This is a genomic window from Nostoc sp. (assembly GCF_036917575.1).
GTDB lineage: Bacteria > Cyanobacteriota > Cyanobacteriia > Cyanobacteriales > Nostocaceae > Nostoc.
The window spans coordinates 141,093-161,279 of the sequence record NZ_JBALDC010000045.1; the positions used below are offsets into that span (position 1 = coordinate 141,093).

Here is a 20,187-nt window from a genome sequence, read left to right on the forward strand (position 1 = left end):
CCTTCCCCTTTTCCCGACTTATGCAAGAAGTCCATTGGTGTCAACTTAAGCTAAAACCATCAGTAAGCGAGATTGCTGTCATATCAAGTCCGGCCAATTAGTTATGATTCCCGAATCTATACAGAAACCCAAAAACCCTTTTTCTGTGCCCCCCCTGCCCTTATAATATCGGCGATCGCACTAATAATTTCCTAGCTTTCTCTTGACTTCACCACCGATGCGGGCTGTTTTTAACTGTGCTTTGAAATAACTTCGCCAATAGTCACAATCTGCGGGGTGAGCAAAATACTGCTCTACTACTTGATCAATTTCGCCAAGTTGTTGTGTCGAGGGCGTACCGCCAGCATCAACTACATCCCAACAGACAGCAACTTTCTGCCCAATAGCAGTTGAAGCTTGCTTTGCTAATCCGGTTGCTAGAGGTGCTAGGTAAGTGGATATGTGGTTGTGTCCGTGTTCATCATCATTATGAGCGTGATCGCCATCTTTGCGATCGTGGTCGAGTCCTTCATCCGGATTGTCAGTTTTGCCATCTTTAACCGGATTTTTGATATCGTCATGGTCTTTAGCGATTTCTGTATGGCTCGGTGGTGTATAGCTCTTTGGCGCAATTCCTTCCTTGGGATTGCCGTTTTCATCATACAGATCACTGACACCTCCTAATTTGCCAGGTGTACCTATACCGGACTGTTTTTTCTTTTTCTGGATATTAGTTTCTTCGCGAATTTTCGCGATTACTTTATTAATCTTGGCAACGATTTTGGTAACTGCTACATTCCAAGCTGCACCTAGAGTATCTTCTAGGAGTTTATTAACTTCCTGTTCCAAACTTTCGATCGCAGCAGCGACCTTTTCACCAATTACCGGAATCTTCTTAGCAGCTGCTTTGATCAGCTTCAAGGGGTTATTTTCGTAAGCCCACTGATATGCTGTTCGCAGAATATGACTCTTACCCTCGAATGCTTTAGCAGCTGCTTCCAACTGCGTGTTAATGTTGCGAATGCCTTCAGCTAAACTATCACCTGTTCCTTGAATTTCACCTGCGGCCGTTTTACCGGCTCCTTCTAGTGCTTTCTTTTCACTATCAAAATAATCCTTATCGCCACCTAATTTATCGTTGGCGCTATTAAGCACATCCAGCACCCCAGAACCGAAGGAAGCTCCTTTTTCGACTGCACTAGCACCCAAATTACCTGCTTTTTCTGCGATCGCGGCGGCAGTGGGTGCTAAGTCTAAAATGGTGGGAATTGCTTTGTTGATCAATGAGCTAACCTTGTTTCCTAAAGCCGAGAAATCTGCTGGATTGGCTTCATCCATTTCCATATAATCGAGACAAGCCATGATCATTTCGTTGGGGCCTTTCTTCGATTTGTCAAAGGGATTCATCTCTTTAACCTTATCAGCCACCTCTTCTAGAACACTGGCAGCTGTATCCGTTAAGTTGAAGGAACCCGTAGTCATCACTTCCCGCACTTCTTTGTTACCACTTTTACTAGTGCCATTGGGATTTACTAAGTTTTTCTGCTCAGGGCTGCCATCGGGTTGATTAGCATGGATTTGCGTATTTAGAACCTGATCTTTACCCAGTGTCTCAATCTTTTTGTTGCCCTTACCGTCATCCTCAACAACAACTTCCAAACCCCCTTCTCGAATTAAAATGTTGATGCCAATCTCACAGAAATTAGAGTGAGCATAAAAGTCTTGCATCGTGTGGATACCACTGGAGAATTCTCGTGGCCCTAGTCCATCTTCCTTTTTGCGTCCCAAATTGGCTGATTGATGCAGCTTACCAGTTAACCATTTCTTACTTGTATTCATGTAGCGTGGAATGGCACTTTCATCCACCTGGAAGGCTTTGGCATCCTGGAGATTCATAATTTTGCCTTTGGTTTCGGTGGCTGCATAACGGCGATCAACATTGGCATAGCCTTTATCACTAGGCCCCTCAGTGCCCTTAAGCTTGCTAGTTACACCAACATCTGGATTAGTCGAATTGGTAAAGTCATTTTGGGGATTTGCCTGATCTACTTGGTTGAAAACGTCACTACCACGCAAATCAGTAGGGTTATCAATGTGTTCAACAGGATCATAAGTGCCAAATTCTGAGGCGTTCAGTCCGCGCCCAAATTCTTTAATTGCCAGAATATTCAGGATGGGCATAATCCCTTCGGCGGTGAGCAATGCTACTGTTCCAGGAGTCAGAGCTTGAGACATATCGCGTTCCCAGTTACCCATGCGTCCCTTGCGTGCCTCGTCTGCATTCAGCCCCATCCCGTGAAGTGCTTCTTCTGTCATCCCGGCGTGGCCTGTGCCTCCCTTGTATTGCCCAACACCTTTGTCATCTTTGACAATCTGGGTGCTGCCCTGAGCAAATCGCATGATTTTTGTGGGTGCAGCCGTGATAGGCATTACCTTGGCTTGCACTGTGCCCGTTTGCTGCACCACATGAGTCAATTCATGGGCAGTCAACGCATCCTTTGCAGGAGCTTTCCCTGCACCAAAGTAAACATCCTGTTTGTGGGTAAATGCCTGAGCATGTAAATCCTGATTCATCTGCACCGCTTCATTGCCTGTATGCACTCGCACTTGACTAAAATCAGCACCAAAGCGCGGCTCCATGAAGCTTCGGACTTCATCTGATAACGGACTTCCCCCACCTTTACTACTATTGAGCCGACTCTCAATATTATCTCCAGCCTGCAAGTCACTATCCGTAGCCCGTTGCAATGAAAGCTTAGTTTGTATTTCCTCTGATTCCTCTGGCATCGCCTGCCGTTGTATAAGGGGAGTTATCGCAGCTGCTAGAGGCTTGGTTTGCAGAGTCTGTTCCTCTGATGCAATCTCTCGTTGTACGGCAGAATCAGGCATCGACATGACTTGATTTGCCATCATGTCAGCTTCTTGTTCGTATTTGTCGTTTGGCTTACCAACTGTAAGTTTTGCTTGTGGACGACGTAACGATATGCGACTAATGTCGTGACTAAGGGGCTTTTCTTTTATCGCTTCTGGTTCCACCAAGGATTGCTGATCAGCAGATTGGACTTCTTGAAATGGTGCTACCTCAGTTACTGTTTGAAGTGGGACAGTATTAATTTGTGAGCCAAAGCTACGTATTGGATTCGCCAGAGTGGGAATACCTGGGGAGGCAAGTGATAGATTTGTAAAAGTTGATGCGGCTGATTTGTTGCGCCCAATTCGCTCGCTCATCTCACATTCTCTAAGCAGATTTATGAATCAAATTATACAATTTGTTTAGTGGCGATCGCTATCGACTTAAGTAAAAATTATTTTGCGCCAGCAGTAACTCTGTGTGAGCCAGACTTATAATCGTAGAAAGCTGAAATGAAAAATTGAGGCGTTGGCCCTACAGCCCTTCGGGCATCTTAAGTTAAATTTATCTTGTCAAAAGAGAAATTATTATGTCTTCTGCTCAAGATTTAGGAATAATTTTAGAAGACACAGCAGAAGATGTTATATTTCCTCCTGGTGATTTATACAGTGATGAACCACCTTTGGAAACAGAACTTCACTTGCGGCAAATACTGCTGTTGATTCAGTGTTTAGAATGGTTGTGGCAAGAGCGTCAAGATTTTTACGCTTGCGGTAACATGACCATTTATTACAGTCCGCGCCAACGCAAATCTGAGCAATTTCGAGGCCCCGACTTCTTTGTAGTTTTAAATACCGAACGCAAAATACGCAAAAGCTGGGTAGTTTGGGAAGAAGATGGCAAATACCCAAATGTGATTGTAGAGATTCTTTCTGACAAAACATCTGCTACTGATAAAGGGTTGAAAAAGGAAATCTATCAAGATATTTGGCGGACTCCTGATTATTTTTGGTTTGATCCAGTAAGTTTAGAATTTAAAGGATTTCATTTATTAGATGGTCGTTATCAAGAACTGCAAGTAAACGAAGCAGGTTGGTTATGGAGTCAGCAATTGCAGTTATATTTGGGAGTTTATCAATCGAAGTTGCGCTTTTTTACTCCCGATGGACAACTGACACCCACACCAGAAGAAGTAGCACACCAAGAACAGCAACAGCGTCAACAAGCCGAACAGCAACTTATCCAAATGGAGTTTATGCTTGCTCGCTATCGGGAAAGATTTGGTGAATTACCAGAGTAATATCCCAATTCAAAATTCAAAATTCAAAATTCAAAATTAAGAAAGCCAGACAGAACAAAGATATGTCCCTATGCATCTGTCGCATTCTTTTTTCTAATTGGTGTAATTTTGTTTGCTATCGTATTAGCGTAGATACAGCCCGTCTAAACATCGCTCACAAATTTTACAACCTATTTAACTACCAGCATTTTCTAGTAAGTACAACATTTCATTAATTCGTACCGAACTCTTTGCGTAACTTTGCGCTTACCTCTGCGCTACTTTGCGTTTAAATTTCAACCCCAATTTGCCACGATTTTATACAAAGCTATACTAAGGTCAAAATTCTCAAATCACATCCATCCGCCAACTTCCGCATCAGTCAAGGGTTTCTCCAACTTACTATATTCTGTTTGAGCCGCCCGCAATATGTGTTTCATCTGCACTGGTTCCCCAGCATCGGCAGCAAGGAAAGCGGCATTTAAGGCAATGTTATGGATATTACCCCCAGCGACATTGAGCCGTGCTAGTTGCAGAGCATTTAAATCTGCGGTTGGGGTTTCAGCTGGAAAGACACGCCGCCAAATCTCAGCTCGTTGCATAGTATCGGGGAAGGGGAACTGCACCACAAAGCGAATCCGCCGCAAAAAGGCTGTATCAATTGAACTTTTCAGGTTGGTAGTCAAGACTGCTAGACCTGGGTAACTTTCCATCCGTTGCAATAAATAGCTAACTTCTATATTGGCATAGCGATCGCGCGCATCTTTGACTTCACTCCGTTTACCAAATAAAGCGTCGGCTTCATCAAATAACAAAATCACTCCACCTTGTTCTGCGGCATCAAATACCCGACGCAAATTCTTTTCTGTCTCGCCAATATATTTGCTAACTACCGATGATAAGTCAATCCGATAAAGGTCAAGGCGTAATTTCTGGGCCAGTACTTCTACTCCTAAAGTCTTGCCAGTGCCGCTACTACCTGCAAATAGAGCGCTGATTCCCAATCCCCGCGCGCTCTTGCCCCCAAAACCCCAATTATGATATACAGTACTACGTTGGCGCACATGAGCCGCAATTTCCCGGAGAACTTGTTTCTGTGCTTCTGGTAATACTAAGTCCTCCCAATCGCCAGATGGCTCAATCCGTTGGGCAAGTTCATCTAAGCGCGGACGTGCTTGCACGCGGCAGGCATCCCATAAAATGTTAGTAATATCGGTTTCTGGTGTTTGTGCTAACTGTCCTGCGGCTTCTGCACAAGCAGCACGAATGGTTACAGCACTAAGGTTAAACTGATCCACTAGGGTTTTGACTTGCCCATTCATTTGCAATGCACTCGCCCCTAGTGCATCTTGCCAAACTGCACCTTGTTCTTTGCTAGTTGGTTGATGTACGTCAAAATTAACTACTAAGCTTTGTGATAAGCCGATGCGTTCTCGACTGGTAACTATTAAAAAGCCCTTTGTGCGTTCGATGAAACGAGCGATCGCATTCAGCCGCGCTGTATCATTAGTATCCAATTCGTTGCAGTCTATGAGTAAGGCACTCTTACTTAAAATCGTCTCGCGAGTCCAAAGACGGATGAGATTATCCAATTCGCCAGGTGCTAAGGGAATCACTTGTGCAGGCATTACCCACAAGCTTAAACCCTGAAGCTGACAAATTGTCATGGCAATGGCACGTTTACTAGCAGTTTCACCACTAGATAACTGGATAATTGGTAAGCTATTAACCTTGTAAGCTGACGACCAAACTGCTGCGATTCGCTCTGCTAAATCTTGGTGCGAGGGTACTAAATCGCTAACCTCTGGTAATGGCTCAATGATACCAGCTAGCCGTTCGTCAAGATATTGGATACCCGTGAGATAATGTAAAATCCGCTCGTCAATTCTCAAGGGACTGAGAGTCAGGGAGTGACCATCACCAATTTGAATTAACCGCCAATGACGTAAGGGAGCATTTGGAGCGATCGCATCCCAATGGACGTTAGGTAAAGCTGCCAAAGCTAAACCCAAAGTTGGGTAAGCTCGTTGTGAGTCGTCGTGAATCATAGCACACAATTTGGCAAAATCTCCATTTAATTCCATACCTGTACACAACAGCAACAAATCACGTTCAAAGGATGAGAGGCTAAACATTTTGCATATTCTCTCCAATGCTGATGGTGCAGACATAGCAGCAGCCGTTTCCTGTAACGCCTGCTGTAAATACTCTTGATGATTCTCTTCAGGTTGGTTTTGCTCTTTTGCGGTGTGATTTTCTAAAATACCACGCACCACAGCTAGAGCTGCTGATAGGTAGCGGTAGTTTGCCTCATCCCAATTGTGATTAATTGTCGTAGCATTCATAAAATTGTCACCTGTGGCGAATCATATTCCCCAAACTGATTCTTTTGCAGTGGACTTTCGGCCCCATCTACCTGCACCCACACAATATAAGTTCCTGGCTTGACGTTTTTCACTGGAATCATGATTGCATCAGTGTCTTGAGTCGGTGGTGCAACCAAGAAAGAGTAAGCTACCGGACTATCATCTGATACCTCATTGAGTAGCAAAACTACTCGCTGTGCCTTACCTACTTTCGGCTGGAATTTAACGGTAATTTCTGCCATGCGTAAATTATCACCGCTATTTTCTACTTGAGTGACAAATGCTGTAATTGTTGGATGTAAAACAAAAGCTGCAACGTTTGATTCAACTAGATGATTCGTTTGCTCTGCATTGCCCATTGTTAGATGTACAACTTGGACACCCTGAACGCTGGCATATAAATCTGGGGGGACTAACAAGCTAATTTGCGTTTCTTTGACTTCTTGAGGTACTAGTAATGTTTCCGTATTACCAAAACGAACTCGTGTGATTTCACCGCGTAACCGTTTACCACGAATTACTAATTTTGTACCTGCAACAATCATTTGTTCAGTTTTTGTTGGAGCTATAACTTGCTCTATATTCGGTTGAGACAAAGGTATCGTGTAGAAATCTTCTTCTTTGTCAGATTTACTACTTTCAATCAATACCATTGATGCTAAATAGGTAGCTGAAGGTCGATAGTGTGTTTGTAAAGCAGACCATAACTTAGAAGTTTCTTCCATGTTAAAAAACTCTGGAGTCAGTTTTATCTGCTCAATTTGTTCAGCTAAATCGGATACAGACACACTTGCTACAGCTTGGGAAAAAGCACTTGAGGTATTGGTTGTAGATGCATTTATCAAAGTATTTTCAATAATATCAGATGTGATAACTGGTGTTTTGTGTAATAAATGCATTGCATAGCCTAGTAAAAGCTCTGCCTGAAAATCTTTGGCTCCGTAAGCTGTTAATAAGTAGTGAAGGTCAAGAGCTAGTGGTGGAGTTGTAGAGCGCGAGTTTCCATTAACACGTGAATGCTTGCTGCGAAATTCTTGAGATACCCAATCGACATTGCGATTCTGCGTCACTTGATAGAGAAAAAGGTTGATTTGGGCGCGCTCGTCAGCTTCAACTGAAATTCGATCGGGCGGTAGAGCAGTTACAATCACATCACCAACACTAGCAGCGATCGGATCGCTGACTAAACCATTTTCCAGCAAAACTTTTAGTACTGCTGTCACTGCGGCTATAGAGAGCGCATTACTCATCCTCATTCCTCATGGCTATAGCACATATCAATATATCTATGTCAGGGCAAATTGACATAATATATTTTGCAAAACTTGAAATATTCTGTAACAAAAACTATCTGCACAACATATAAAAGCACATTAATAACTACTAGTCTGTTAAGTTTGATTTGCTAAATTCGCAGTTTGCGCTGTCTTCGCTAAAGCGCAAACTACAAACAATCCCACCTCTCAATTATTCTTGATACACTACTATTCATTAGCAGATAAAAATAACCCTAATTTGCTGAGTATAATCTGCTATAGCTCAAAATCAGTAAAAAAGAGTCACGCTGACGACTCTCATCGAATTGGCGTTAACTTCAGGTCAGGAACAAATTTCAACTGCCATAAGTCTTAATTTTAAACATTTTATCAAATTGCTAGCATTACTTGAAGTTACCAATATGTTAATGTGAATATAACTAGAGAAGTTTTAGTAGTATATATTACTAAAATTTTCTAGGCTACTAAGCAATCATATTTGTAATACTAGTACTATCTCTGAATAAAGTTAACACTTAAAGTACACGAGGATGAGTTCTTGCAGATGAAATCCCCACCTGCTTCAAATTCTTGGAATGGTCGCTTCGTAGGTGATAACCAGCGATACCGTTTAGACAGACGGTTAGGCGGGGGTGGCATGGGAGAAGTCTTCCTAGCAACGGATACCCGTGTAGGTCAGCAAGTAGCGTTGAAGTTGCTCAAAGATACGCTGGTGGCATCACAAGAAATGAGAAAGCGTTTTGAGCGTGAGGTGGCAGTTTGTGCTGCTTTGCAAAGCGACCATATTGTTAAGATTAGTGATTGTGGTGTCACCCCGGAAGGTTTTCCATTTTATGTCATGGAATATTTGCGGGGGCAAACACTTGGACAATTACTGCTGCGCGACAAGCGGCTGTCTGTTGAGCGGACAGTGAAGATTATGGCGCAAGTTTGCAAGGGTTTACAGCTTGCCCATCAAGGAGTGACTCTCCAACGGGATGGCGGCAAAACCACTGAACATATTCAGGTAGTTCACCGCGACCTGAAACCAGATAATATATTTTTGATGCCAACAGATTTGGGAGAGTGGGTGAAGGTTTTAGATTTTGGTGTTGCCAAAATTCGCGGTGAATCTTCAGAAAATTCCAATATTACAAATATAACTAGTACATTTATCGGTACATTTCGTTACGCACCTCCTGAACAAATCCAAAGCGATCAAAACCTGGACGCTAGAGGTGATATTTACAGCTTAGGAATTATCCTTTATGAAATGCTGAGTGCAGCCGATCCTTTTGGAATCAGCATTAAGGGTAGTCATGTTAGTGAAGCTTCTTGGGTATTAGCTCATGCTTATGAGCCACCAAAACCACTGCGATCGCAACCAGGGTGTGAGAATTTACCCGTACAATTGGAAGCGGTGGTGATGAAATGCCTCCAAAAAAACCCAGCTAACCGATTTGCAACGGTAGAAGAATTAAATCAGGCTTTGCAAGCTGCGGCAAAATTTGCCACAGATAATATTAGTGTACCCGGACAGATGACTGGGCGATCGCAACCTTCTTTTAATCAAGGTTCAAATCACGAAACTGTTCCCAGACAATCGAACGACAACACGATTTTGCGTCCTCCAGCTGCATATAATCAAGGCTCAAATCACGAAACTGTTCCTAGACAATCGAACGACGACACGATTCTACGTCCTCCAGCTGCATATAATCAAAGTTCAAATCACGAAACTGTTCCCAGACAATCGGACGACGACACGATTCTACGTCCTCCAGCTGCATATAATCAAAGTTCAAATCACGAAACTGTTCCCAGACCATCTAACCCGATTAAACAAAACCAATCTGAGCAAATCGTTCCTCCCATTCAGGCTGGACAGAACCAAGGTTCAAATCACCAAACCGTTCCCAGACCATTTAACCCAGTTGAGCAAAATCAACAAAGTCATGTGAATAATCCGAACGCCAACAAACCTGATGTGACGTTATATCAACCACGACCAGGATCTAATCAAGGTGGTCAACAAGTACCACCAGATAAGACGTTGTTTCAACCACGACCAGGATCTAATCAAGGCGGTCAACAAGCACCACCAGATAAGACGTTGTTTCAACCACGACCAGCATCTAATCAAACTAGACCACCAGTGCAACCAGATAAGACGTTGTTTCAACCACGACCAGCATCTAATCAAACTAGACCACCAGTGCAACCAGATGTGACGTTGTATCAGCCACGACCTGCGTCTAATCAAACTAGACCACAAACACGAACGGATGACACTATTTATCAACCAAAGCTAAGTGAGCAGCTAAGTACGAGAATTACTCCCAATTTCTTGCGAATTCTGGGGGTGGTGTTGGCCATTGGGCTGACTTTAGCAGCAGTTACTTATGTATATACTCAATTGCAATCTCGTAAACAGCCAAACACCCAGCAAAACTTACCTAACAGCGATCAGCGCATTCAGAACTAATCAGCTAATGGGCATTCAATTTCACTACACTTAGGTGATAAAACTCAGTTTATCTATTTTTTGACTTAACCGAACCATATTGAGAGTGGAACAATCAACCCACCCACCCGTGAAGATCCGTGCAATTTTGGATTCAGGAAAGGTAATGATCGCCGTAGTGCGATCGCATTCTGGAGCAAGGCAGTAAACAGATTTTATCCCACGACCTGTAATCATTCCGATAGGCGTTCTTGAAAATAAAGGCGATATAAATTACAAAGGAATTGGACTTCATTGCCTTTGGATTCAATTAGTCCCATGCTGCGTAATTTAAAGGCTTGTATTGAATCTATCTTCACGAAAACATCACTATTAATTACTTGTTGAATCGCTGTTTTTAACAACTTGTCATCTTCTATAAGTAAAAGATAGTGATATAAAAAATCTCCAAATAATCCTTCGTCAGTTGGTGCAACTTCCAGAAATTGTTCTAAAGTTAAATTACCCTTAGAAATTTGATAAAGAGCAGTTTTTAATAAATAAGGATGACCATCAATCATTCCCTTTAATTGTCCGATTTCTCCTTCTGACCAATTTAATCCATATCGTTGGATTAATTCTTTTATTTGTATAGCGTTAAATTCTCCTATTTCGATAGATAAACCCACATTAAAAGGGGATTGATTCACTTTTAGGGAAACATAGACTTCTTGAGAATGAGCAATTACTAAGCGTAGTTTTTGCCAAACTTCTTCGTTTGCCCCGTTTTCATGCCAAGCTCGGAGTAAGGCAAAGAATTCTTGGGCAATCTCAGTATAAGGAAAAATCCGGTCAATATCATCTAAGCCTAATACTAGGGGAGTTTCAATAGCTTTTAATAAATATTTTTTTAAATAATTAGTGCAGTTTCTTTGACTACTTAAGCGTTTATTCCAATATTTATCTATTTGTTCTTCTACTCCTAATTCTTCACTCAGAATTAGACAAAATCCCTGTAAAAATGTATTGAGGTCTGTGAGATTTTCTTTACTCCATAAATTCAAAAAAGCTGTGCGATAGCTTTGTTTTTTAGCATGGTGAAGGATACGACTCATTAAGGAAGTTTTGCCCATCTTACGCGGGGCTTTGATACGGATTAATACCCCTGGTTGGAGGATACATTCATAACATTTAACTTCCACTTCTGGACGCTCGATATAAAAGGGAGAATTAAGGGGAACTTGACCATCAATATTATCAAAAATAACTGTGGTTTGGCTTTGAGTATTTGGGGTGATAGGGGTTGAAATTAGGCTATTTTTCCGAAAAATAGGTGTTAAATATTCGGGAATATTTTCTAACTCTATGGCATTGCAACCCAAGAGAAAGGCATTTTCAATAGATTCTCCATTAAAAAGTGTATCGTAAAAACCAATAGAAAATTGCGTGGCTGCTTCGTCTCCTATTGCTTTATTCATACCTATAATATAATTAATATATGGATAAATGCCTTCAGTTTGTACTTCTGAATAACAAGCATTGAGTAAAACAGCTTCAATAGTAAAAATTTCTTTTAAGGCTTTAAAAAAACGCGATAGTGCATCAGATGTAACTAACACAGCTTCCCCTGAATCTCCCATTAAAGCTAATCCCTGTTCACCGCCACCATGTCCAGAAAAATGAAGTATCTGGGGTTTATGAGTTAACAAAGCACGGCGTAATTCTTTGGGGCGTACAGCTTCTTCAACGATAATTTCAAATTGTTCTCGTTTTAATGAGCGTTCCCAAGCACTTTTAATTTCTCGGACTTCTTCACTTAAACGTAATGGTTGGGTATTGGTAGGATTCGCAGTTAGAATTAAAATCTTTTGGCAGTTCATACGCTCTAAGCGGATTAATAATTGATATTTTATATTTTTTATGCCAAGATCATAGTGTGATTTTCAATTATGATACTACCATTTTGAAAGGGATATCTCCTATAGTCACAATTTACATCTTTCTGCAAGCATAATAAACGGATACCACACCACCGGAGATTCATCCTCTTTTAGGTCTTGTTGATTGCCTGCGAAAACCCAAGCTATCGGGAGTTCTCCCTGTTTTGCAGTCATATTAAAGATAATATTGTGTGGCTCTTCTTGATTAATACGAGTCAAAAATTTATTATAATTTTCCGAATTCCATCCTCTTATCTTTCCTGTCTTCCAGTCAATATTGGATGAATTCCCTGCCTGTAAATACATTTTTCTCTGAACACTGTAACCAAAATGACCTTGAGATTTCCTTGTCCAAAGATCATCGAGTTTTTTCAAATCAGGACAGGAGAAGTTTTTGATAGCCTCTAGATCTAAAACTTTTCTTTTTTCGCGATTTCCTATTATTATAATAAACTGGAAGTTTCTTTCATCTGCTTCTTGCCATTTATTTTTATCCATTAAATCGCCCAGTTTTTTTAAATAATATTCTTTAATAACTTGAATATAAGTAGAGTTTGAAGGGTCTAATTGTTTAAGGTTATTATACAGAGAAATCACAATATCAATATTACTTTCTTCCCATTTATTTTCTCCCGTTAAATAGCCCAGCTTTTTGGAATAATATTCCTTCATCCCTTGAATATAAGTAGAGTTTGAAGAGTCTAATTGATTAAGTTCCTGATAAAGAGAAGCCACAATATCAACATTACTATTGTAGAGGATATTAAATTTTAAGTTAAAAGGAGGAGATTTTAACTTAGCTTCTAGATTTTTATATAGCTCCAATGCTTTGGTATAAGATTTTAAAACAGTATCTAAACTTTCTTTTTGAGTCTGAAGTAATTTTCCTTGAACATAGTAAATATACACTAAACTAGCTAACTGGTTAATATCATTTTTATCAAGTTTTTCTTGTATCTCTGATAATTCTTTAAGAGCTTGAATAATAGCTACTTTAGCTTTGTTTGAATTTTTTTTTGAATTTTCTGAGCCTTTCGTACTAATTAATATTTGATATCCTGAAGCCAGAGAACTATTTAATAAAGCATCTTTTAGTTTTGAATTTTTAATTTTATCTTGTAAAACCAAACTTGCAATATTCAAAGACTGATAGGCTTCTGCTGTCTCGTTTATTTGTTGAAGTTCAGAAGCCAATGCTGATAAGTCTTTAACTTTATTAATCTCTTGTTGGAGTTGCATAACCTTTTTTTGTTCCTTTACTGCTTCATTCCCCTGTATAAATGCTGCTATGAATGATAAGCCTGCAAGTCCTAAAGTAATAAATAGAATTACTGTTCCAACAGTCATTCTTTTTTTAGCAGTTGCTAGTTGCCTTTCGGCTTCTTGTTTAGCTTCTGCTTCAATTAATCTAGCCCTTTCCGCAGCTTCCTTTTCTTTTTTTTCTCTTTCTAATTCTGCCTGTTTTTCTGTTTTTGCTAATTCCTCTTCTCGCTCTCTTTTACGACTAGCTGCTAAAAATTCTTCATCTTGAAAACTTAAACTTTTATCCTGTTTCCAAGTTTCCGCTTCTACTAAAGCATTTCCCCGCAATAACCAATCATCCAGTTTTGTTGATAATAACCACTTCCGATAATTTTCAGCATAAGGACGCAAACTCGCTAAAGTTTTCTCAATCCATAAATTATCAAAAATAGTTTGATAAATCCGATTATAAATTTTTAATTTGCCCTCCTTGTTGACAACTATTCCAGCCAACTGTAAATCACTCTGTTCAATACTATTATCAATATCAATTCCTCCTGAATGCCACACTTGTTGATATAAATCTAATAAATATGCTGCCTTTTGCTCATCTCTTTTTAAAATCCTGTCTCGAATTGTTCTAAAATGTTCCGGTTCATCCTGATATTCCCAATTTTCAATCACGCGACTTCTAACTAAATTCTCTATAAAATCAGCTTCTTCTCCAGCAGGAATTACAGCTTCAGTTTCAGATACAAATTGACCGATTTTTTGAGTCAAAAACGGCTGTCCTCCCGTCCAGTCTAAAATCGCTTTTAGTACTGCTTGAGGATTGTGAGTTTGGGCAGAAAATCCGGTTGCTAAAGGTAAAGCCTCATCAAGGTAAAATCCGGTTAATTCAATTCCTTGTCCAATATTAAAAGGAGTGCGCTTTTTATCTTGAATTAAATCGGAAGGAGTAGCAACACCCAAAAGCACAAAAGTAATGCGTTGATATTCAGGATTATCAACTCTTTGATTAAAAAAAGCACGAATTAGGGCAAAGAAATCATCAACTGGAAAATCTAAGCCGAGAATACTATCAATTTCATCAATAAAAATAACAATCTGTGTGGAGATTAATCGTAGTACTCGATCAATAAATTTTCCAAAAATCTGCACATTAGAAAATCGGGAGTTTTCTGACCATAGCGCATCTAAATCAAACTGCTCATCTAAATTTAAACTATTAGCAATAGTATCAATAACTCCACCATACCATTGTTCAGCACTCAGCCCTGATGTGCCAATTGCCGTCAAATCAATAGATACACAAGCTATTTCTTCAGCCTGTAACCTCTGCATTGTACGAACACGCAAGCTGGATTTTCCCATCTGTCGAGAGTTAAGAACAAAACAAAACTCTCCAGCTTTCAAAGCCTGATACAAATCTTCATCAGCTTTGCGTGTAACGTATGTGGGTGCATTAGCAGGAAGACTACCACCAAATTGATATTGATAATCTTGAGGAACAGGCAAATTCATAGTTATACGCTATATGGGAAATATTCAGAATTTATGTCAATTAAGATACAATATACGGCTTAGAAGCTGTTTGTAAATAATTATAAAGATAGCTGAATCTGAATAAGTGCAGGTCGCTACATTTAATATAAAATTGTATTTCTTGTATAGCAATGCTTTCAGCTTTAGTGCAAAACTTCGTACTATGTAAGCAATGGTAGTAACTCCGGCGATCGCCCCTATTCAAGCAAGGAAACTAAGCGATCGCTTTCCCGTTCCGGCAAAGGATAGTATTACATTTGATATCATAGTTTGGATTTTACCCAATACGGTTCGGTTAAGATCCCCCCGCCTGCGGCGACCCCCTTTTTAAGGGGGTAAAAGAATGTTGCAAACGACATTCCTTAACTATGTTCATCCCAAACCACGGGAAAGGAATAATCTGAAAACGCCGAAAAATCACGATTTTCGCTGCGTGTTTCTTCATCCAAAACTTTGACAACTTTGTTATAAATGTCTTGTGCTTGTTGTGGAGAATCACCGATACTAGTTAATCCCACCTTGCCAAACTGTGAAAGGCAACCCATCAGATGAAACACTGTACCCGTTTCTGTACCACTATCGAACTGGAGTTCGTGGTGAGCGATGATATCCATCAAATCATTGGGTAATAATCCCTGATAGCGCTCTTTTTGGAGATTATCGGTGGCAATGTAATATTTTGGACGGCCTTGTTGACTATAAAATAAACCCGTGGAAAGGTCATAGCGGCCATTCGTTAATAATTTCAGGGTCATGAATGGATGAGTTGTACCGCCTTTACGGAGGTTAATTTCGATCGCCTGAATATCCCACTCTTCATTACCCTTATCAACGGCAATAAAATCTAATCCAAATCGCTCTAAAGTGCCTTTCTCTGCTAGTTTTCTACCGACTTTAAGTCCCAATTGCTGTAATTGCAATCGATATCTTTCATCAGCAGGAAAGCGACAACCAAGGTAAATTTGACCGTCTGGGCCGCCAAGAATTTGGTCGTGAGTTGAAAGGATTTCCACTTCGCCATTAGGTGTGATCCGTCCTTGGACGCTGGGCGATCGCTTAATTTCTCCTTCCACAAATGCTTCCGCAATTACGCCTAACTCAGGCATTTTTCTCAAAAAACTATCCCAACTTTCTTGTTTTGCTTGAAAGCGCATCGTTGAGAAGCGATCGCTAATTGCTGCTATCCTTTCGGCATGAGTACCAATGTTTGGTGCTAAATTCTCAATTGGTCTAAGATCCAGCAATGCATTTCCCTCTCCAGAAATGCCCTCGTTGAGTTTTACTACTACCCGTTTTAATGTTGGTTGGCGTTCCCACAAATCAACGGTAGCTTCTGTCAAATCTTTATGGTTCCAAATTTTTTCGCTGCCATCTGGATACGGTATGTCGCTTTCTTTGAAGATTTGCCGACTACCACTTTTTGTTCCCCAATTCTGTAAATTTGGTGCAGCAGCATACAATGGCACACCTAATTTTAAAGATAATTCACCTTCCCAGTTTGAAGAGTTGTAGCAGATCATAAATGATTTGTCTAGCCTCAAAGATTGACGAATCCGCTCTAACAAGCGAGGACGTTCTAAAATCTTTTGGCTCAGAGGCTTAAAAGAGGAATCGTAAGTAGAAAGTAACAGCAAGCGATTGCGAGCATGAGAAAAGGGAATTCCTGGCAACAGTTGCAGATAATAATCAATGATACTAGGATGTAGCGGTACTGATGTTACATAAATCAGCCGAGTCCGGGGATTCCGCAACCGAATTAAGGAAAATAGTAATCTTTCTTCATAATGTTCGCAACCTTCGATCTTTTGCAGTTCCCCCTGGTCGATACTTAGGGAGGGAATAATTAAAATATCTGCTTCACTATTGTCAAATAGTTCGCTGGTTTTCCAGCGATCGCGCAGGGTTAATTGTAAGTTCCGAAACTTTTCAACTTGTTCTAACTCAGAAATATTTAATGTTGCCATAACCCATGCCCTCTAATAATTTCAATGTAGCGCACCACGCACCCTTTTGGACGATGTATAGTCGCCGTGTCAGCATTCAGATAGTTTTACAAAAAGTTTCCGCAAGTCTGCAAGGAACAATCGAACTATAGCAGCTCGTAAATCGCATACTTTTTTATTCTTGAATTTTGTTTCCATCTTAAGGTTGAGCTAATTGCTGCTTAGTTTACCTCTAGGGGGCGATAAAGTACAGCAATATAATAGTTAACTTGAAAGTAGAGCGAAAAGATAAATTCTTCATCAGATCAAAGTTGTGTACTTATTTTCGAGGATCGATAATGTAAATTGCATACAGTTGCTAAGAATAAATAAGTTTGGCAAATATTCCGGATATGAATGTATAAAAGTGCAAATGGCTAATGGTAGTCAAAGCAAAAAATAAACCTTGGGTTGAATTTTCGATCCAAGGTTTAGTTATGAGATAGGGAATGGGAGAGATAAGAAAAATCGGATTCAATCAATACCCAATGCCCAATTCAATATTCAATTATCAAGGTAAAACAGATGGCTAAATCAAAAGAGCAAAAAGAGAAAAAAGAGCAAAAATTGCAACCGCCACAGCAACAAGAAGCACCAGGTGTGGAATCAGAAATGACACCAAAACCTAAAGCAGATGATGCTCAGTATCGGGGTAGTGGCAAGTTACAAGATAAAGTAGCATTGATTACGGGTGCAGATAGTGGTATTGGTCGTGCTGTGGCGATCGCATTTGCAAAAGAAGGTGCAGATGTGGCGATCCTTTATCTTAACGAACATGATGATGCCAAAGAAACAAAAAATTTGGTAGAAAAACAAGGGCGTCGGGCAGTTACCATTGCAGGTGATATTGGCAATGAAACTTTTTGTCAGCAAGCCATCCAACAAACAGTTGGTGAATTTGGTAAACTCGATATTCTGATCAATAACGCCGCCGAACAACATCCGAAAGAAAGTATTGAAGAAATCACTGAAGAACAACTAGAGCGAACTTTCCGCACTAATATCTTCTCAATGTTTTTCATGACTAAAGCTGCACTCAAGCATTTACAAGCAGGCAGCACCATCGTCAATACTACATCGGTAACAGCTTATAAAGGTAGCCCAAAGTTACTAGATTATTCTTCTACAAAAGGTGCGATCGTTGCTTTTACTCGCTCCTTATCAAAAAATTTAATATCCAAAGGAATTCGCGTTAATGCCGTTGCACCAGGGCCAATTTGGACACCTTTAATTCCCTCAACTTTTCCAGAAGAGAAAGTTGAAAGTTTTGGTAAACAAGTACCAATGGAACGAGCCGGACAACCAGAAGAAGTCGCTCCTAGCTACGTATATTTAGCTTCTGATGATAGTTCTTATGTCTCTGGACAAGTGTTACATGTTAATGGTGGAGATGTGATTAATGGTTAAGTAGAATAATTATGAATTACTCAATTTTGGATTTGAGGTTTTGGATTTGAGATTTTTCTTTCAATCCCAAATTTAAAATCCAAAATCGCGATAATTTGCACGTCATAATTTTTTGTTTTTTCATTCATAACTCCCCCTTCATGGTCATCCATTGGAGGGATGATTTAATGTGCAAATATTGATAAGCTATCTAACAGCGTACATTTAATAAATAATAATTACGTTTATGGCATCTCTTACACCACTGCATGGCACAGAACTAGTAGATTGTGCTAGAGCAAATGCTCAGCAAGGAATTGAAACTGCTGCTTATCAATGTGGCTATGGTCAAGACCTCAACAAATTTGCCCAAGAACTAAGACAAGCTTGTGAAGACATGAATTTACAAGTTAAAGAACTTAGCGGATTAATTACTGACCAGGACATGATACTGCAAGTGGGTACTGGCGAAATTGTTGCTCCAGATACAGAATCAGAATTGTAAAAGTTAAGTTATACCAATTCTTTAAAATGAGGCAACACATTCAAACTCCCAAACCCAGATATAGTCTAGCTTTCTTAATTACGAAATACGAATTACGAATTACGAATTGGTATTAGTCATTTGTAGTTTGTTATTCACTAATGACTCGTTTTCATAACTTTAAAATTACTCGCGCCAAATTGAAGTAAATCAAAACGCCTACGACATCAACTGCTGTGGTAATGAATGGTGCTGACATTAGTGCCGGATCTAAACGCAGATAGCGAAATAAAAACGGCAGTGCTGAACCGGAAAGCGAAGCCAAAATGGAAATAGCTACCAAACTAGTGCCTACAGCGATCGCTACTTCTAATCGTCCTTGCAGAAAATAAGCCCAAACAGTAGCGATCGTACCTAACATTCCTCCCAATAATGCCCCAGCGATCGCTTCCCGGCCGATTACCTGCAATGCACCACGCGATCGAATTTCATCAGTATTCATCCCGCGAATCACCACTGTAGAAGATTGAGCGCCTACATTACCCCCAGTACCAGTCAACAAGGGGATAAACGCTGTTAATGTCACCACCTTTGCTAAAATATCTTCTTGCGACTTAATAATTGTGCCTGTGACAGTATTGGTTACAAGTAAGACCAATAACCAGACAACCCGCTTTTGAGCAATTTCCAGCAAATTCATTTGAAAATAGTTGTCGCCACCCGACTGCACACCACCCAAGGCATAGATATCCTCGGTGGTTTCTTGTTGCAGAATATCAATCACATCATCCACCGTCACAATACCTACTAAAAGCTGTTCTCGATCCACCACAGGCACAGCTAAAAAATCATATCTTTGAATTAATCTTGCAACTTCTTCTTGGTCTGTATCAGTGTAGACAAACACCACATCACGGGTCATAATTTCGCCAATAATTTGCTCCGGCTGAGATGTTACTAATTCCCGCAACGATACAATCCCTGTTAAGCGCCTTGCCGCATCCATGACATAAAGATAATAAATCATCTCACTAGCATTCGCTAAGTTGCGAATTTGCTCTAGAGTTTGAGATACTGTCAAGTTTTCTTTCAGCGAGATTAACTCTAGCGTCATCATTCGCCCAGCTGTATCAGCTTCATAACCCAATAGTTGGGCTGTTGCTTGACGTTCTGCTTTGAGGTTATTACTAAGTAAGTCGGTGCAATAAAACCAAGCTGTATGAATAAAAGTAAATAAGGCTAAAACTCTTTCTCCCCCAGCTAAAAACCCCCTGTCCCCTGCCTTATTTCAACAATAATTATTTACGCCGACCTACTTATATTCTGCTGGTTATAGTAATCAAGACATCAACTAATAGTCAAGATGAAGTATAGATAAATATTAGTTTTTCAAATCTTTAAAGATAAAAGGTTTTCTTTATCCAATTTTTATAT

At 40.1% G+C, this 20,187-nt stretch carries 14 protein-coding genes; 5 read left to right on the top strand and 9 right to left on the bottom strand.

All coding sequences use genetic code 11. From position 1 onward, the window contains the following. Positions 1 to 180 precede the first annotated feature (180 nt). A complete protein-coding gene (locus V7K79_RS12315) occupies positions 181 to 3,207 on the bottom strand; it encodes an eCIS core domain-containing protein (protein WP_335047969.1) in 3,027 nt (1,008 codons plus the stop codon). A 212-nt stretch (positions 3,208 to 3,419) separates the two neighbouring features. On the opposite strand from V7K79_RS12315, the gene V7K79_RS12320 reads away from it, so the two are divergent. Continuing rightward, entirely contained in the window at positions 3,420 to 4,130 is a 711-nt protein-coding gene (locus V7K79_RS12320) for a Uma2 family endonuclease (protein ID WP_335047970.1), read from the top strand. A 332-nt stretch (positions 4,131 to 4,462) separates the two neighbouring features. Here V7K79_RS12320 and V7K79_RS12325 read toward each other — a convergent pair whose 3' ends face one another. Together V7K79_RS12325 and V7K79_RS12330 are read right to left on the bottom strand one after the other, a co-directional pair. After that, on the bottom strand, positions 4,463 to 6,454 hold the full coding sequence (locus V7K79_RS12325; protein ID WP_335047972.1) for an ATP-binding protein: 1,992 nt from the start codon (positions 6,452 to 6,454) through the stop codon (positions 4,463 to 4,465). After that, on the bottom strand, positions 6,451 to 7,725 hold the full coding sequence (locus tag V7K79_RS12330) for a DUF4255 domain-containing protein (protein ID WP_335047974.1): 1,275 nt from the start codon (positions 7,723 to 7,725) through the stop codon (positions 6,451 to 6,453). Before V7K79_RS12330 ends, V7K79_RS12325 begins: the two co-directional genes overlap by 4 nt. A gap of 571 nt (positions 7,726 to 8,296) precedes the next feature. Between V7K79_RS12330 and V7K79_RS12335 the strand changes: the two genes are divergently transcribed. Next, a complete protein-coding gene (locus V7K79_RS12335; protein ID WP_335047977.1) occupies positions 8,297 to 10,216 on the top strand; it encodes a protein kinase domain-containing protein in 1,920 nt (639 codons plus the stop codon). Between the two features lie 30 nt (positions 10,217 to 10,246). On the opposite strand, the gene V7K79_RS12340 is transcribed toward V7K79_RS12335, so the two are convergent. From V7K79_RS12340 to V7K79_RS12350, 3 genes are all read right to left on the bottom strand, one after another. Next, complete coding sequence (locus V7K79_RS12340; protein ID WP_335047979.1) at positions 10,247 to 10,432, bottom strand: hypothetical protein; 186 nt, start codon at positions 10,430 to 10,432, stop codon at positions 10,247 to 10,249. Beyond that, on the bottom strand, positions 10,429 to 12,054 hold the full coding sequence (locus V7K79_RS12345; RefSeq protein ID WP_335047981.1) for an AAA-like domain-containing protein: 1,626 nt from the start codon (positions 12,052 to 12,054) through the stop codon (positions 10,429 to 10,431). Before V7K79_RS12345 ends, V7K79_RS12340 begins: the two co-directional genes overlap by 4 nt. 105 nt (positions 12,055 to 12,159) lie before the next feature. Further along, positions 12,160 to 14,880, bottom strand: a complete 2,721-nt coding sequence (locus tag V7K79_RS12350; protein ID WP_335047983.1) for an AAA-like domain-containing protein — start codon at positions 14,878 to 14,880, stop codon at positions 12,160 to 12,162. A gap of 193 nt (positions 14,881 to 15,073) precedes the next feature. Between V7K79_RS12350 and V7K79_RS12355 the strand changes: the two genes are divergently transcribed. Then, positions 15,074 to 15,232, top strand: coding sequence for a hypothetical protein (locus tag V7K79_RS12355; protein ID WP_335047984.1), 159 nt, complete (start codon positions 15,074 to 15,076; stop codon positions 15,230 to 15,232). 31 nt (positions 15,233 to 15,263) lie between these two features. Here V7K79_RS12355 and V7K79_RS12360 read toward each other — a convergent pair whose 3' ends face one another. Beyond that, positions 15,264 to 16,865: a peptide ligase PGM1-related protein gene (locus tag V7K79_RS12360; protein ID WP_335047986.1), complete on the bottom strand. Its 1,602-nt coding sequence runs from the start codon at positions 16,863 to 16,865 to the stop codon at positions 15,264 to 15,266. Positions 16,866 to 17,408: 543 nt separating this feature from the next. Between V7K79_RS12360 and V7K79_RS12365 the strand changes: the two genes are divergently transcribed. Further along, the gene (locus V7K79_RS12365) at positions 17,409 to 18,290 is read left to right on the top strand and encodes an SDR family oxidoreductase (protein ID WP_335047987.1); all 882 of its coding nucleotides are present in this window, start codon (positions 17,409 to 17,411) and stop codon (positions 18,288 to 18,290) included. Positions 18,291 to 18,310: 20 nt separating this feature from the next. Here the strand turns inward: V7K79_RS12365 and V7K79_RS12370 are convergent, their stop codons facing one another. Continuing rightward, positions 18,311 to 18,442: a hypothetical protein gene (locus V7K79_RS12370; protein ID WP_335047989.1), complete on the bottom strand. Its 132-nt coding sequence runs from the start codon at positions 18,440 to 18,442 to the stop codon at positions 18,311 to 18,313. Positions 18,443 to 18,516: 74 nt separating this feature from the next. Between V7K79_RS12370 and V7K79_RS12375 the strand changes: the two genes are divergently transcribed. Next, positions 18,517 to 18,774 carry a hypothetical protein gene (locus V7K79_RS12375; RefSeq protein ID WP_335047991.1) on the top strand — a complete coding sequence of 86 codons (258 nt, stop codon included), beginning with the start codon at positions 18,517 to 18,519 and terminating at the stop codon, positions 18,772 to 18,774. A gap of 151 nt (positions 18,775 to 18,925) precedes the next feature. On the opposite strand, the gene mgtE is transcribed toward V7K79_RS12375, so the two are convergent. After that, positions 18,926 to 19,978, bottom strand: a complete 1,053-nt coding sequence (mgtE, locus tag V7K79_RS12380) for a magnesium transporter (protein ID WP_335048124.1) — start codon at positions 19,976 to 19,978, stop codon at positions 18,926 to 18,928. Positions 19,979 to 20,187: the final 209 nt, after the last annotated feature.